General features: G+C 72.8%; 15 protein-coding genes. 6 read left to right on the top strand and 9 right to left on the bottom strand.

The window, feature by feature from the left end:
- Positions 1-6: 6 nt before the first annotated feature.
- Positions 7-1494 carry a bifunctional phosphatase PAP2/diacylglycerol kinase family protein gene (locus tag V5P93_RS14535; RefSeq protein ID WP_104475989.1) on the top strand — a complete coding sequence of 496 codons (1488 nt, stop codon included), beginning with the start codon at positions 7-9 and terminating at the stop codon, positions 1492-1494.
- A gap of 21 nt (positions 1495-1515) precedes the next feature.
- Entirely contained in the window at positions 1516-2097 is a 582-nt protein-coding gene (locus V5P93_RS14530; RefSeq protein WP_104475987.1) for a cadmium resistance transporter, read from the top strand.
- Positions 2098-2101: 4 nt separating this feature from the next.
- On the opposite strand, the gene V5P93_RS14525 is transcribed toward V5P93_RS14530, so the two are convergent.
- The 5 genes from V5P93_RS14525 to dop form a co-directional block, all read right to left on the bottom strand.
- Entirely contained in the window at positions 2102-3064 is a 963-nt protein-coding gene (locus V5P93_RS14525) for a LysR family transcriptional regulator (protein ID WP_104475985.1), read from the bottom strand.
- 255 nt (positions 3065-3319) lie between these two features.
- Positions 3320-4078 carry a proteasome subunit alpha gene (gene prcA, locus V5P93_RS14520; RefSeq protein WP_104475984.1) on the bottom strand — a complete coding sequence of 253 codons (759 nt, stop codon included), beginning with the start codon at positions 4076-4078 and terminating at the stop codon, positions 3320-3322.
- 65 nt (positions 4079-4143) lie between these two features.
- A complete protein-coding gene (gene prcB / locus V5P93_RS14515; protein WP_104475982.1) occupies positions 4144-5022 on the bottom strand; it encodes a proteasome subunit beta in 879 nt (292 codons plus the stop codon).
- 63 nt (positions 5023-5085) lie between these two features.
- The gene (locus V5P93_RS14510) at positions 5086-5280 is read right to left on the bottom strand and encodes a ubiquitin-like protein Pup (RefSeq protein ID WP_104475980.1); all 195 of its coding nucleotides are present in this window, start codon (positions 5278-5280) and stop codon (positions 5086-5088) included.
- Positions 5281-5392: 112 nt separating this feature from the next.
- Entirely contained in the window at positions 5393-6901 is a 1509-nt protein-coding gene (gene dop, locus V5P93_RS14505) for a depupylase/deamidase Dop (protein WP_104475978.1), read from the bottom strand.
- Between the two features lie 138 nt (positions 6902-7039).
- Here dop and V5P93_RS14500 point away from each other — a divergent pair, with 138 nt between their 5' ends.
- Positions 7040-7483: an NUDIX domain-containing protein gene (locus V5P93_RS14500; protein ID WP_104476733.1), complete on the top strand. Its 444-nt coding sequence runs from the start codon at positions 7040-7042 to the stop codon at positions 7481-7483.
- Here the strand turns inward: V5P93_RS14500 and V5P93_RS14495 are convergent.
- Both V5P93_RS14495 and arc read right to left on the bottom strand, forming a co-directional pair.
- Positions 7467-8186 (bottom strand): hypothetical protein, encoded by a 720-nt coding sequence (locus V5P93_RS14495; protein ID WP_181043254.1) that lies wholly within the window; start codon positions 8184-8186, stop codon positions 7467-7469. The two genes, V5P93_RS14500 and V5P93_RS14495, sit on opposite strands and share 17 nt — an antisense overlap.
- Positions 8187-8466: 280 nt before the next feature.
- On the bottom strand, positions 8467-10287 hold the full coding sequence (arc, locus tag V5P93_RS14490; protein WP_104475974.1) for a proteasome ATPase: 1821 nt from the start codon (positions 10285-10287) through the stop codon (positions 8467-8469).
- A gap of 242 nt (positions 10288-10529) precedes the next feature.
- Between arc and V5P93_RS14485 the strand changes: the two genes are divergently transcribed.
- The 3 genes from V5P93_RS14485 (at position 10530) to V5P93_RS14475 (ending at position 12968) form a co-directional block, all read left to right on the top strand.
- On the top strand, positions 10530-11324 hold the full coding sequence (locus tag V5P93_RS14485; protein WP_219823908.1) for a hypothetical protein: 795 nt from the start codon (positions 10530-10532) through the stop codon (positions 11322-11324).
- 146 nt (positions 11325-11470) lie between these two features.
- Positions 11471-11983: a hypothetical protein gene (locus V5P93_RS14480; RefSeq protein WP_104475972.1), complete on the top strand. Its 513-nt coding sequence runs from the start codon at positions 11471-11473 to the stop codon at positions 11981-11983.
- Between the two features lie 190 nt (positions 11984-12173).
- Positions 12174-12968 carry a hypothetical protein gene (locus tag V5P93_RS14475; RefSeq protein WP_104475970.1) on the top strand — a complete coding sequence of 265 codons (795 nt, stop codon included), beginning with the start codon at positions 12174-12176 and terminating at the stop codon, positions 12966-12968.
- Between the two features lie 70 nt (positions 12969-13038).
- Here V5P93_RS14475 and V5P93_RS14470 read toward each other — a convergent pair whose 3' ends face one another.
- Positions 13039-13872: a tRNA (adenine-N1)-methyltransferase gene (locus V5P93_RS14470; protein WP_104476732.1), complete on the bottom strand. Its 834-nt coding sequence runs from the start codon at positions 13870-13872 to the stop codon at positions 13039-13041.
- Between the two features lie 77 nt (positions 13873-13949).
- Positions 13950-15077 carry a site-2 protease family protein gene (locus V5P93_RS14465; protein ID WP_181043253.1) on the bottom strand — a complete coding sequence of 376 codons (1128 nt, stop codon included), beginning with the start codon at positions 15075-15077 and terminating at the stop codon, positions 13950-13952.
- Positions 15078-15195 lie beyond the last annotated feature (118 nt).

Raw genomic sequence — 15195 nt, 5'->3', positions numbered from 1 at the left:
ACGATCATGTTCGGACATGTCCGGCGAACCGGCCGCCAGGTGGGCCGGTTCGACCAGGAGCTGATGCGGCGTTCGGCGGCCTTGCCGCGCACGGGCGCGGACGAGGCCCTCAAGAAGCTGTCGCGCTCAGCCAACAAGGGCCTGCTGTGGTTCGGCGTCGCGGCGGCGCTGGCCAGCGTGAAGGGCCGCAACCGGCGGGCCGCGCTGCGCGGTGTCGCGGCCATCGGGTTCGCCAGCACCTCGGCGAACCTGGTCGGCAAGAACCTGTTCCCGCGCAGGCGACCGGCCGCCGAGCTGCTGCCGGAGCACCGCAGGCTGACCAAGCGGCCGACCAGCTCGTCGTTCCCGTCCGGGCACTCGGCCTCCGCGGTGGCGTTCACCGCGGCGGTGGCCATGGAGTCACCGGCTGCGGCCATCGCTCTGGCCCCCTTGGCGGCGGCCGTGGCGTACTCCCGGATGCACACCGGTGTGCACTGGCCCACCGACATCGCGGCGGGCGCGGCCATCGGCGCGGGCGCGGCGTACGCCACCCGGCACTGGTGGCCGCGCACCGTGGACGGGCCCGCGCACACCGCCCAGGGCGCCGCGCTGCCCGCGCTGGAGGGCGGCGACGGGCTGCTCGTGCTGGTGAACCCGAACTCGGGCGTGTCGGGAGTGGACCCCGGCGACGAGATCCGCGCGCACTGGCCGAAGGCGACGGTCGTCTACTCCGAACCGGGCCGCGACCTGGTGGCGCAGCTCACCGAGGAGCTGAGCGCACCGCCCAACGACGTGCGCGCGGTCGGGGTCGCCGGTGGCGACGGGACGGTGGCGGCGGTGGCCACGGTCGCGGCGGAGTTCAAGCTGCCGCTGGTGCTCATCCCGGCGGGCACGCTCAACCACTTCGCCCGCGACGTCGGCGTGGAGTCCGTCGGCGAGTCGGTCGCCGCGGTGGACGAGGGCACCGGGCAGCGCATCGACCTGGGCGGGGTGACCATCACCGGCGCGGACGGCACCGAGCACCGGTGGTTCGTCAACACCGCCAGCCTGGGCGGCTACCCGGAGATGGTGCGGATGCGGGAGAAGCTGGGGTCGCTCGGGTGGCCCAAGTGGCCCGCGGGCGCGGTGGCGCTGATCCGCAGCCTGCGCTCGGCCCAGCCGATCCGGCTGGCGCTCAACGGCAAGCCGCACCTGGTGTGGATGCTGTTCGTGGGCAACGGCACCTACACCCCCAAGGGCTTCGCGCCGACCCGGCGCCCGGCCCTGGACAGCGGCCTGCTCGACGTCCGCTACCTGCGCGCGGACGTGCCGTACTCGCGGGCCCGGTTCGTCATCGGCACCCTGACCAGGACCCTGTCCACCAGCCACGTGTACCGGCAGCGGGACGTGCGCTCGCTGGACGTGCGGCTGCTGGACGGCAACCGCCGCATCGCCACCGACGGCGAGGTGGGCCCCCTCGGCAACCGCTTCGAATTCCGCGCGGAGCCGGGCGCCCTGTCGATCTACCGGGGGTAGTGGCCGGTAGGGTCCGCCGCCGTGGACCTGGCTTTGCTCGGCAAGGCGGCGGGCATGTTCGTCGTGACCAACGTGGACGACCTGCTGCTGCTCGCGCTGTACTTCGGCCGCGCGGGCGGTGACCGCGCGGCCGGGTGGCGGGTGGTGGTCGGTCAGTTCCTGGGCATGGGCGCGATACTGGCCGTGTCGATCGTCGGCGCGCTGGGTGCGGGCTTGCTGCCGGAGTCGGTCTTTCCCGTCCTGGGCCTGCTGCCGCTCATGATCGGCGGACGCGCGGCCTGGCAACTGTGGTGCGATCGCGGCAGGCCCCACGTCGAGGAGGAGGAACCCGACCGCGGCGCGGGTGCTCTCGCGGTGGCCGCGGTGACCTTCGCCAACGGTGGCGACAACATCAGCGTGTACGTGCCGGTGTTCGCCGTCACCGGGATCGGCGGGATGGCGGGCTACTCGGCCGTCTTCCTGGCGGGTACCGCCGTCTGGTGCGCGCTCGGCTGGTTCCTGGCGAGCAGGCCGCCGGTGGCGCGGGCGCTGGCCCGCTGGGGCCGCTTCGCGCTGCCGGTCGCGCTCATCTCGATCGGCACGCTGATCTTCGTAGGGGTGTGACCGCTCAGCGGGACTCGGGTGGGCCGAACTCCGCCCACCACCGCGCGAACAGCGGGTTGGTGTCGGTCAGTTGGCCGAAGGCGTGCAGCAGCGCGTCGGGGCCGTGGTCGGCGGCGCCGGTGAAGGCGCTCTCCTCGTGCCAGACCAGGACCATCTCCTGGCGCAGCGGGGCGCCCTCCAGGGCCCGGATCACCACGCCGCCGTTCTCCCTGGCCACGGGTTTGGCCAGGGTGACCGAGCCGTTCTGGACCAGGGTGCGGATGGTGGTCGAGTCCGACAGCTGGTGCTTGATCGTCGGGGTGAACCCGGCGGCGGCGCAGGCCCGGGTGAACGCCAGCTGTTCCGTGCCCTCGGCGACCGGCGGCATCACCCAGTTGGCCCCGGCCAGCTCGGCCAGGGCGATCTCCCGCCTGCCCGCGAACTCGTGGTCCTCGGCGATGGCCACGAACAGCGGGACGCGCAGCACGACGCGGCTGAGCAAGCCCGGTGGCAGCGGGGTGCGGAACCCGGGGTTCTCCTCCAGGAACGCGAAGTCCACCTTGCGGTCGAGCACCTTGCGGACCAGCTCCGCCGGGTGCATGTCGATGTCGATGGACGCCTCGGCACCGCCGAGCCGGTCGGCGATGGCGGTGGCCAGCAGCGGCACGATCGGCCCCGGCGGACCGCCCACCCGGACCTGCCCGCTGAGCGTGGCGGCCTGGGTCCTGGCCCGGACGCCCGCCATCAGCTCGTCCACCTCGTCGAGCAGCACGCGGGCGGCGGCCAGCACGTAGTCGCCCAGGTCGGTGGGCACCACGCCGGTGCCGGTGCGGGCGAACAGCAGGCCGCCGATGCGCCGCTCCAGGCGTTGCAGCTGCGCGGTCAGCGCCGGTTGGGAGACCCCCAGCCGCACGGCGGCCTTGGAGAGGCTGCCCGCGTCGGCGACCGCGCGGATGACGCGCAGATGACGGAGTTCCAACTCACTCACATCTGAGTTATGCCCGCTAACGCCACGTTATGCAAACCCCGCGGACCCCGCTGGGAAGAAAGGCACATTTTCGCCACGCGGCGTGTGGAACCGGCGGGTAGCGCCTCCGCGCCCGGGTCGGCCACCAGGCGTAGACGGATGATCACCACGAGTGGGCGGGTCATCCCGGTAAACCAAGAATGCACCCGTAGACGAAAAAATCCACTGCGGACGAGACCAAGTCCACAGTGGATTTCTCGGGGGTTTCCTGGCAGCTCAGCCCCCCGCGCCGTCCGGGGGCAGCTCGACGTCCTCGACCGGCTTCGCGGGCTCGGCGTCGACCGGGGGCAGCAGCGCGGTCAGCGCGGCACCCTGGATCCGCCGGAACGCGCGGCGGGGGCGCGTGCGCTCCAGCACCGCGACCTCCAGCTTGTCCAGCGCCGGGCCGTCCGCGGCACCGTTGGGCGCGCCCGCGCCCAACGCCTTCACCGCGACCCGGATGGCGTCGGTCAGCGCGAGCGCGTCGGCGTAGCTGTCCTTGAGCGAGGCGACGATCGGGTCGGTCTGCCCGCCCATCACCAGGAACTGCGTCTCCTCGACGATCGAGCCGTCGTAGGTGAGCCGGTAGAGCTGGTCCTGGGCGGGCGTGGCGCCGACCTCGGCCACGCACAGCTCCACCTCCATCGGCTTGACCTGCTCGGTGAAGATGGTGCCCAGGGTCTGGGCGTACACGTTCGCCAGCTGCCGGGCGGAGACGTCGCGGCGGTCGTAGGAGTAGCCCCACAGGTCGACGTGCCGGATGCCGCCGCGGCGCAGGCTCTCGTACTCGCTGTAGCGGCCCGCGGCGGCGAAGCCGATCCGGTCGTGGATCTCGGAGACCTTGTGCAGCGTCGCCGACGGGTTCTCCGCGACGAACACCACGCCGTCGGCGTACTTGAGCGCGACGACGCTGCGGCCCCGGGCGATGCCCTTTCGGGCGTACTCCGAGCGGTCGCGCATCAACTGCTCGGGCGAGGCGTACAACGGCATCGTCACGGGGCGGGCTCCTCACTCACGGCAGGCTCATTCGGGTCTGGCGACGGGGCTTCGGGGGGCACGGCTCAGCCGCGCGGGTGCTCGGCGCGGGCCGCGACGACGGCGGCGGCCACGGCGGCGGCCTCGTCCTCGGACACCCGCACCGCGCCCTCGGCACCGGTGATGGTGACGATGCTGGGGTAGATGCGGCGCGCCAGGTCCGGTCCGCCGGTCGCCGAGTCGTCGTCGGCGGCGTCGTAGAGCGCCTCGACGGCCACCCGCAGCGCGGTCTCGCGGTCGGCGTCGGGGCGGTAGAGCTTCTTCAGCGCGGACTTGGCGAACACCGAACCGGAGCCGATCGCGTGGTACCCGGCGCGCTCCTCGTAGCGGCCGCCGGTGACGTCGAAGCTGACGATCCGGCCCGCGCTGTCCGGGTCCTCGGCGTGCAGGTCGTAGCCGACGAACAGGGGCAGCACGGCCAGGCCTGCCATCGCCATGTCGAGGCTGCCGCGCACCAGGCTGGCCAGCTTGTTGGTCTTGCCGTCCAGGGACAGCCCGACGCCCTCGATCTTCTCGTAGTGCTCCAGGTCGACCGCGTACAGCCGGACCATCTCCACGGCCAGGCCCGCGGTGCCCGCGATGCCCACCGACGAGTAGTCGTCGGTGACGAACACCTTCTCGATGTCGCGCTGGGCGATCACGTTGCCGGAGGTGGCCCGCCGGTCGCCCGCGATCAGCACGCCGCCCGGGAAGGTGAGCGCGACGATCGTCGTTCCGTGCGGGACCGCGTCCACCGCCGAGCGCTGGCCAGCGACCACCGGCCGCTGGTCACCCGCGCCGCGACCCCCGGGCAGCAGCTCGGGGGCCTGGGCGCGCAGGAAGTCGGTGAACGACGAGGTGCCCGCCGTCAGGTAGGCGGCCGGGAGCCCGGGCGCCCACTGCCCGCGGGACGGGGTGTTTTCCATACCTGCTGTCAATCCTGCCTGTCGGTGGCGGACGCGATCTTCGACCGGTGTGGCGCGGGGCGCCTACTGGCCGCCCTTCTGCACGTACGCGCGGACGAAGTCCTCCGCGTTCTCCTCGAGGACGTCGTCGATCTCGTCGAGGATGGCGTCGGTGTCGTCGCCGAGCTTCTCCCGGCGCTCCTGCCCGGCCGCGGTGCTGTCCTCGACGCCGTCGTCGCCGTCGCCGCCGCCCTGCCGCTGCGTCTGCTCCTGGGACATGTCGCCTCCCGGTGTTGGCTTGGCCCTGCCACGAACACTACCCAGCCGAACCCCTGTTCGTCGCGGGCCGCGCCGGGGACAAGATCGAATCTCCGCCCGTCGGGCGTCGCGCTCAGCGACGGGCGGCGCCGGTCAGCGCGTCGACCAGTTCCTCGGCCGTGTTCGCCGCGTCCAGCAGGGCCCCGACGTGCGACTTGGTCCCGCGCAGCGGCTCCAGGGTGGGGATGCGCACCAGCGACTCGCGGCCCAGGTCGAAGATGACCGAGTCCCAGGACGCCGCGGCGATGGCGTTCGGGTAGCGCTCCAGGCAGCGGCCGCGGAAGTAGGCGCGGGTGTCCAGCGGCGGGTTGGTGACCGCGGCGCGCACCTCCTCCTCGGTGACCAGGCGCTTCATCGAGCCGCGGGCCACCAGCCGGTTGTAGAGGCCCTTGTCCAGCCGCACGTCCGAGTACTGCAGGTCGACCAGTTGCAGCCGGGGCGAGGACCAGGCCAGGCCGTCGCGGGCCCGGAAGCCCTCCAGCAGCCGCAGCTTCGCGGGCCAGTCCAGCCGGTCGGCGCACTCCATGGGGTCGCGGCGCAGCGCGTCGAGGATCTCGCCCCAGGTGCTGAGCACGTCGAGCTGGACCCGGTCGACGTCCACCCGGTCCAGGTGCTCGGCGATCATCTCGTGGTAGGCGTGCTGGATGTCCAGGCCGGTGAACTTGCGGCCGTTGGACAGCTCCACGGTGGCCTTGAGCGTCGGGTCGTGGCTGAGCACGTGCACCGCGCGCACCGGGTCAGCGAGCTTGAGGTGGTCGAAGCGCACCCCGCTCTCGATCATGTCCAGGACCAGCGCCGTGGTGCCGACCTTGAGGTAGGTGCTGGTCTCGGCCAGGTTCGCGTCGCCGATGATGACGTGCAGCCTGCGGTACTTGTCGGCGTCGGCGTGCGGCTCGTCGCGGGTGTTGATGATGCCGCGCTTGAGCGTGGTCTCCAGGCCGACCTCGACCTCGATGTAGTCGGCGCGCTGGGAGAGCTGGAAGCCCGCGTGCTCGCCGGAGGCGCCGAGCCCGACCCGGCCGGAGCCGCAGACCACCTGGCGGGAGACGAAGAACGGGGTCAGGCCGCCGATCACGGACACGAACGGGGTGCTGCGGGCCATCAGGTAGTTCTCGTGGGTGCCGTAGCTGGCGCCCTTGCCGTCGACGTTGTTCTTGTACAGCTGGAGCCGGGGCTGGCCGGGCACGGTGGCGGCGCGCAGCGCGGCCTCCTCCATCACCCGCTCCCCCGCCTTGTCCCAGATGACCGCGTCGCGGGCGTTGGTGACCTCGGGCGCGGAGTACTCGGGGTGCGCGTGGTCGACGTAGAGGCGGGCGCCGTTGGTGAGGATGACGTTGGCCGCGCCCAGGTCCTCGACGTCGGGGTCGGTGGGCGCCATGCCGGGCACCCCGAGGTCGAAGCCGCGCGCGTCGCGCAGCGGCGACTCCACCTCGTAGTCCCACCTGGCCCGGCGGGCGCGGGGGATGTCCGCCGCCGCCGCGTAGGCCAGCACGACCTGGGTCGATGTCAACACCGGGTTGGCCGTCGCGTCGCCCGGCACCGCGATGCCGTACTCGACCTCGGTTCCCATGATCCGCCGCATGCGCCCAGCCTACGGGGCGGGAACCGTCCGGTTCGCCGGGACACGTACCGCTCACCGGGGGCTAACGTGGCGGGCGTGGAACAAGTGGCGCTCTACGACGCGGCGGGCGCGCGGATCGGCGCGGTGCCCCGGGACCGGATGCGGGCGGAGGGCCTGTGGCACGCGTGCGCGTCGGTGCTCGTGCTCTCCGGCGACGGCCAGCGGGTTTACGTGCACCGGCGCACCGAGAGCAAGGACGTCTACCCCGGCCTGCACGACTGCTGGGCCGGTGGCGTGGTGGCCGCCGACGAGCCGGTCGAGGTGTGCGCGCAGCGGGAACTGGCCGAGGAACTGGGGATCTCGGGCGTGCCGCTGACGCCGTTGTTCACCCTTCCGATGGAACTGGCCGACCCGCCCGTGCGGGAGCACCTGTGGGCCTACGAGGCCCGCTGGGACGGCCCGATCACCCACCAGGAGTCCGAGGTCGCCGACGGCTGGTGGCTGACGCTCACCGAGCTGCGGGCCCGGCTGGCGGACCCGTCGTGGGGTTTCGTGCCGGACGGGCGGCTGGCGGTCGAGGAGTGGTTCAGGCGTCGCGGGTGAGCGCCGCGTACGCCTTCGCCGACACGCGGGTCAGCGCGGTGCGGGCGCGGCTCGCGCTGGACGCGGTCACGGCGACGGCCGAGACGACCTCGCCACTGGCCAGCACAACGGCGCAGGTGGCCCGGTTCGCCGTGCCCGCGCACCAGGTCGCCTTGGCGTCCACGCCGGGGAACTCGGGCAGCGCGGCGGGCTGGTCGAGGCGGTAGCCGGACGGGGCAGCCGGGGTCGAGGTCGGTGCCGAGGAGGTCGACGGCCGCCGCTCGCACCGCGCCTTGTCCACCTTGATGGCCGCCGTCGCCGAGACGGCCTCGCGGGTGTGCGCGACGTACTGGACGAGTTCCGCGCCGCTGGCGTACCGCCACGCCGTCGCGGTCCCCGCGTCGCGGCCCGCGCCGACGGTGACCGCGCACGGCAGCTCCCACGACTCCACCGGCTGGTCCGGCGCGGCGGTGACCTCTTCCTCCGCCAGGTCCGCCGGGGTCAGCGCGGCGGCGGCGACCAGGCCCTCCGAGCTCGACGCGGTCGAGGTCGGGGCCGCGGCCGGGGTGGAGGCGATGGCGGCGGGCTGGGGCGCGTCCGCGGTGGTCGTCGTGGCGGTGGGGTCGTCGTAGTAGGTGTAGAGGTCGTTGGGGCGGTTGGAGCAGGCCGCGACCAGGGTGGCGGGGAGAATGGCGGCTATGGCGGCGGCGTGGACGCGTCGCAACGGTCGTCCTTCGTCTCGACTCTTCCGGGTGATCGACTCGGACCGTACCGGTGACCGCGCCCCTCCCCGCTCCGGGGGCTCGCCCAGCCGCGGTCACTCTCCGAAACCGGTTCCGCCGACCGATTTCCCGCGCACTCCGTCATTTCCCCGCCCGAAAGAAATGTGCGAAGGGGAAGCGGGGGAAAAGAACCGACCGAACGGCCAGTGGCCCCCGACCGGTCGGTCGGGGGCCACTGTGCACTGTCCATTCCGCCCGTCCGCGCGGGACGGGGTGGGGCACTCAGAGGTATTGGCCGGTGTTGGTGGCCGTATCGATCGCCCGGCCGGACTCCTGGTTCTTGCCCGTGACCAGTGTCCGGATGTAGACGATCCGCTCGCCCTTCTTGCCCGAGATCCGCGCCCAGTCGTCCGGGTTGGTGGTGTTGGGCAGGTCCTCGTTCTCGGCGAACTCGTCGACGATCGCGTCCAGCAGGTGCTGCACGCGCAGACCGGGCTGCTGGGTCTCCAGCACGGACTTGATGGCCGCCTTCTTGGCCCGGTCCACGATGTTCTGGATCATCGCGCCGGAGTTGAAGTCCCGGAAGTACAGGACCTCCTTGTCCCCGTTGGCGTAGGTGACCTCGAGGAACCGGTTCTCCTCGGTCTCCTCGTACATGCGCTCGACCGTGTGCTGGATCATCGCGTCGATGCAGGTGGACTTGTCGCCGCCGAACTCGGCGAGGTCGTCCGCGTGGATCGGCAGGTTGCGGGTGAGGTACTTGGAGAAGATGTCCCGCGCCGCCTCCGCGTCCGGCCGCTCGATCTTGATCTTCACGTCGAGCCTGCCCGGCCGCAGGATCGCCGGGTCGATCATGTCCTCGCGGTTGGACGCGCCGATGACGATGACGTTCTCGAGGCCCTCGACACCGTCGATCTCGCTCAGCAGCTGCGGGACGATGGTGGTCTCCACATCGGAGGAGACGCCGCTGCCGCGGGTGCGGAAGATCGAGTCCATCTCGTCGAAGAACACGATCACCGGGGTGCCCTCGGAGGCCTTCTCCCTGGCCCGCTGGAAGATGAGCCGGATGTGCCGCTCGGTCTCGCCGACGAACTTGTTGAGCAGCTCGGGGCCCTTGATGTTGAGGAAGTAGGACTTGGCGTCCTTCGGGGCCTGGTCGCCGCGCGCCGCCGCCACCTTCTTCGCCAGCGAGTTGGCCACCGCCTTGGCGATGAGCGTCTTGCCGCAGCCGGGAGGGCCGTAGAGCAGCACGCCCTTGGGCGGGCGCAGCTCGTACTCGGCGAACAGGTCCTTGTGCAGGAACGGCAGCTCCACGGCGTCGCGGATCTGCTCGATCTGCCGGAACAGGCCGCCGATGTCGGCGTAGTCGACGTCGGGCACCTCCTCCAGCACCAGGTCCTCGACCTCGGCCTTGGGCACCCGCTCGTAGGCGTAGCCGGACTTGGCGTCGACCAGCAGCGAGTCGCCGGGCTTGAGCGGCGCGGCGGTCAGCGGGTCGGCCAGCCAGACCACGCGCTCCTCGTCGGCGTGCCCGACGACCAGCGCCCGGCTCGCCACCTCCTCGCCTTCACCGACCAGCAGCTCGCGCAGTGTGGACACTTCACCCGTGCGCTCGAAGCCGCCGCCCTCGACCACCGTCAGGGCTTCGTTGAGGCGCACCGACTGGCCGCGGCGCAGGCTCTCGCCCTCCACCGCGGGCGACACCGAGACCCGCATGCGGCGTCCCGCGGTGAACACGTCGACCGTGCCGTCCTCGTGTCCTTCGAGGAACACGCCGTAGCCGCTGGGCGGCTGGGCGAGGCGGTCGACCTCCTCGCGCAGGGCGAGGAGCTGGCCCCGCGCCTCCCGGAGCGTGTCGACCAGCTTGGCGTTCCGCTCGGTGAGTTGGCTCACCCGCTCGGACGCCTCCGCCAGCCGCTGCTCCAGCAGTCGCGAATGCCGTGGTGATTCCGTCAGTTTCCGGCGAAGCAGAGCGACTTCCTCTTCGAGGAAACGGATCTGCGCGGCATCGGACCGATCCGGGCGCTCGCGCCCCTGGTCCGCCGAGCCTCCGTGCTCACCGTCGGCGTTTTCCGGCCGACTGCCGGGACGATCGTGCTGCACGTCGGCACCTCCTCCCGAACTCGTACCCCTACGGTACCGGCGATCACCGACAAGGACAGAGCATGAACGGCCAGGAACCCGCGTGTCACCGAAGTGCAACACCGGAACGGCGGCACCGAATGGGCCATCCCGGTGCCGGCGGGAACCGGCCGGCCATTACGGTGCGTCCGTGTACTAGGCCGACCGCGCGCGCCCAGCAGTACCCCTCAAGCCACCCACCGCAGCCAGAAAGCCGGGGGACGATGACCCAGCCACCGCAGCAACCGGACCCGTACGGGCAGCAGCCCGGGCAGCCCGGCCCCCACCCCGACCAGGGCGGATACCCCGCGCAGCCGGGGCAGGCACCCGGCACGGGGCCGTTCGGGCAGCCGCAGCCCGGTGGCAGCCAGGACCCGACGCAGTTCGCGCCGTACCCGCAGCTGCCGCCCCAGCCCCAGCCGGGCGCGCCGGACCCCGCCGCGGGCCAGGTCCCCCCGGCCGACCAGTTCCCACCATCCGGACAGTTCGGCCAGCAGCCCCCGCAGGGCGGCCAGCCGTACGGGCAGCAGCCCTACGGCCAACCGGGTTACCCCCAGCAGCCCGGCCAGTACGGCCAGGGCCAGCCCCCGGGGCCGGGCTACGGCCCCTACGGCCAGCCCTACCCGCAGCCGCCGCGCACCAACCGCAAGCCGCTGCTGCTCGCGGGCGGCGGCCTGGTGGTCATCGCCGTGGTGGTGACGCTGATCCTGGTGCTGACCGGCGGCGGGAGCACGAGTTCGGCCCAGGGCACGGCGGAGCTGGTGGCCTCGGCGCTGGGCGACAAGGACGCGGACGCCTACAACAAGCTGCTGTGCGACAAGGAAGACCAGGTCACGCAGCAGCAGGTGGACTCCGAGAAGACCCCCAAGTTCACCAACGTGCACGTGGACAAGGTCACCGAGAACGGCGACAGCGCGATCGCGGAGATCAAGATCACGGTCGAGGACAAGGAGCAGACCGCCCGGGCCCGGCTGAAGAAGTCCGGCGACACCTGGTGCGTGGAGCGGATCGGGATCTGAGCCGGTCGGGTCCGGTGGCGGTGCCCGCCACCGGACCCGTGGTCGGACGCGGCGGCGGGTACCTGGGCCAATAGGATGGGCGGGCGCCAGAACAGTGCGGCGGCGGGCGGCCCGCCGGACGACCCGAGCGAGGGAGCCGAGGCCACATGACGCACCCCCCGCAGCCCCCCACCCCGCCGATCGATGGCGACCCGCGGTACCCGGGTGCCACACCCCCACCGCGCCGCCGGAGCGCTCTCCGGGTCCTGCTGATCGCGGCCGTCGCGCTGGTGCTCGTGGTCGGCGCGGGGGTGGGCGTCTACTACCTCAGCCGCGACCGGGGCGCCCCACCCGAGCCGGAGCGCGCGAGCGGCCCGGAGACCGTCCGGGACATGTACATGGGTGCCTACGAGGCCAAGCACTTCGACGACGTGCTGGCCGAGGCGTGCGAGGCGTACCGCACCAGGTTCGGCACCACCGCCGAGGAGCTCGAGCGCGGCTTGGCCGATTACGACGTCACGGCCCGCGCGGACGGCGAGCCCAAGGTGGACGGCGAGAAGGCCACCGCGCGCATCGCGCTCGTGCTGGACCAGGGCGGTCGCACCAAGAACGCGCACATCGAGATCAAGATGGTCAAGGAGGACGGCCGCTGGCGGTTCTGCGGGGAGCAGCCGCGCTGAGCGGCCCCGCGCGCGGGCGGTCCGCGGGTCACACCCCCAAAGGGGCCGGTGGGGGCCGCGTATCCTCCCCGGATGTCCACGCCGCGTCGGCCTGACCGGGTCACCGCGTCGGGGCGGCCCGTCGGGTACAGGAGTCCCGGGTGGGAAACCGACCGGGGACACGTTGAGGAGTCAGGGGAGCCTGGGAGCAATGACCCAACCACCGAACCAGCCGGGGCCCTACGGGCAGGACCCGTACGGTCAGCAGCCCAACCCCTACGGCCAGCAGCAGCCGTACCAGCAGCCTGACCCCTACCAGCAGCAGCCCGACCCGTACGGCCAGCAGCAGCAGCAGCCGTACCAGGGCTACGGGCAGCAGCCCCAGCAGCCCTACGGCCAGGACCCCTACGGCCAGCCGCAGCCCTACTACCAGGGCGGGTTCGGCGGCCCCGGCGGCGAGCCGCCGCAGCGCAACGTCGGCAAGATCGTGGCGATCGTGGCCATCGTCGTGCTGGTCCTGGGCGGCGCCAGCGTCGGCATCTACTTCATGACCCGCGACAGCGGCTCCACCTCGGCGAACCCCGGCGGCGGTGCGGGCGGCGGCGAGAGCAGCAGCGAGGAACCGACCACCACCACGAAGAAGTCGACGCGGACGACGAAGAAGTCGGAGCCGTCGGAGGAGCCCTCCGAGGAGCCGAGCAGTTCGAGCGGCTCGGGTGGCGGCGGCGCCGACCTGAAGGCGGCGGGCAAGGCGTACGCGGACGCGGTCAACGCCAAGGACGAGGCCGCGGCCAAGGGCCTGACCTGCGACGGCACCGACCCCGGCATCCTCTACACGAGCGTGGCGCCCAACGGCGGCGAGGTGACCGTGGCCGGTGAGCCGACGGTCTACGCCGACAACGCGACCGGGCAGGTGCCGCTGAACGTGACCTTCGGCGGGACCGACCCGATCAGCTTCCCGGTGGTGTTCCAGAAGGGGTCCAAGGGCTGGTGCGTCACCCTCTGACCTGGTGTTCCCGCTGACCTGACGTGCCCGGCGCCCGGGTGACCCGTGTGGTCACCCGGGCGCCGTGCGTCTAGCCCTTGCTGGGGCGGCGTTGGGGGCGCGGGGTGACGACGCCGTCGGCGAGGCGGCGGGCGGTGATGAGGAACGCCGTGTGGGCGATCATCCGGTGTTCGGGGCGGACGGCGAGGCCGACGGAGTGCCAGGGGCGGATCAGGGTCTCCCAGGCGTGCGGTTCGGTCCAGCAGGTCTGCTCGCGCAGCGCCTCGGTGACCCGGGACAGCTGCGTCGTGGTGGCGACGTAGACGACCAGGACGCCGCCGGAGATGAGGTTGGTGGAAACCATCGGCAGCACGTCCCAGGGGGCGAGCATGTCGAGGATGACCCGGTCGACCTCGCCGGTGTGGTTGGCCAGGTCGTCGACGACCAGGGTCCAGTTCTCGGGGTGCTCGCCGTAGAACTCGCGGACGTTGCGCTCGGCGTGCTCGGCGTGGTCGTCGCGGATCTCGTACGAGGTCACGGTGCCGGTGGGGCCGACCGCGCGCAGCAGGGAGCAGGTCAGCGCGCCGGACCCGGCGCCCGCCTCCAGCACCCGCGCGCCGGGGAAGATGTCGCCCTGCATGACGATCTGGGCGGCGTCCTTGGGGTAGATGACCTGGGCGCCGCGGGGCATGGAGAGCACGTAGTCCGACAGCAGCGGGCGCAGCGCCAGGTAGGCGGTGCCCGCCACCGAGCTGACGATGGAGCCCTCGGGCTGCCCGATGATGTCGTCGTGGGCCAGCGCGCCGCGGTGCGTGTGGTACTTCTCCCCCGCGGTCAGCACCAGCGTGTAGTGCCTGCCCTTGGGGTCGGTGAGCTGCACCCGGTCCCCCGCCTCGAAGGGACCGCTGACCTTGCGTGCCGACACCCGCGCCTCGCCTTCCACCTGCTCCGTCAACCGACGGGGAATCGTCGCAGAGGCCGGTGCCCGGCACCGCACCCGGGTCAGCCCGCGCCGCGGGCCCGCAGGGCGGCCTTCAGGTCCTCGCGGTGCAGCACGCCGGAGGGGCGGCCCTCGTCGTCGACGACGACGAACTGCCAGGCCGGGGTCTCGTGCACGCGCTCGGCGATGTCCTCGCCGGATTCCGACGACAGCAGCACCGACTCGGGCCGGATCGGCTCGGCGGCCTGCTCGGCCGGGGAGAACGGGGAACGCGCGGCCAGCGCCCGGGCGGCGACCTCGTCGAGCAGCCCGGCGGCCACGCCGTCGGCGCGCACCAGCACCACCCCGCGCCCGGCCGCGGCGGCGAGCGCGTCGGCGACCGGGCTCTCGGCGGGCAGTTGCAGCACCGGCCGCACCACGTCGGCCAGGGTCAGGCCCGCGGGCCAGGAGCGGCGCTGCTCGGCGGCCAGCTCACCGGAGGCGCCCGCGACGACGAACCACGCGGTCAGCAGGCACACGCCCAGCCGCAGCCAGCGGTCCGGGCTGGCCTCGGCCAGGCCCCACAGCGCCCACAGCACCAGCAGCCCGGCGACCGCCCAGCCGCCGACCACCGCTGCCTTGGTCCCCGCGCCGCGCCTGCCGGTCCACGCCCAGACGCCCGCGCGCAGCATCCGGCCGCCGTCCAGCGGCAGGCCGGGCAGCAGGTTGAACACGGCGACGGCGGAGTTGGCGAAGGCGCACTCGAGGACCAGCAGCCACACCGGGCCCTCGGACGGCATCACCAGCAGCCCCAACCCGCAGGCCCCGGCCAGCGCGATCGACACCGCCGGACCGGCCGCCGCGACCACGCCCTCGTGGCCAGGTCGGCGCGGGGTGCGGGAGATCTCGGCGAGGCCGCCGAGCAGGAACAGCCGCAGCCTGCGCACCGGCAGCCCCAGCCGCAGCGCGACCACGCAGTGCCCGAGTTCGTGGGCCAGCACGGAGACGCCGAGCAGCACGGCGAACGCGGCGGCGAGCAGGATCGAGGTGGTGGTGTCCGCGCCGGGCAGCAGCGACCCGACCAGCGGCGCGTAGAAGACGACCACGGCCAGCGCGCCCAGCCACCAGGAGTGGGCGAGCACGACCGGCACGCCGCTGTAGCGGAACAGCAGCAGGCCGCCGCCGTGCGCGGTGGGCGGGTCGGTCGACACCTCGCACAGCGTAACGGTGTCGCTGTGGGGTTCGGGTGATCCTGCCTGGCAGGCCGGTCGGGTGGTAGCACGGGTCCGGCACGGGGCGTGACCGTGTCCCGGGCGGGAGTGTCGGTGG

The sequence above is a fragment of the Actinokineospora auranticolor genome (genome assembly GCF_041897805.1).
In the GTDB taxonomy this organism is placed as follows: domain Bacteria; phylum Actinomycetota; class Actinomycetes; order Mycobacteriales; family Pseudonocardiaceae; genus Actinokineospora; species Actinokineospora auranticolor.
Note: the sequence above shows the minus strand (reverse complement) of the source record. Positions and strands in the feature narration are given on the sequence as shown.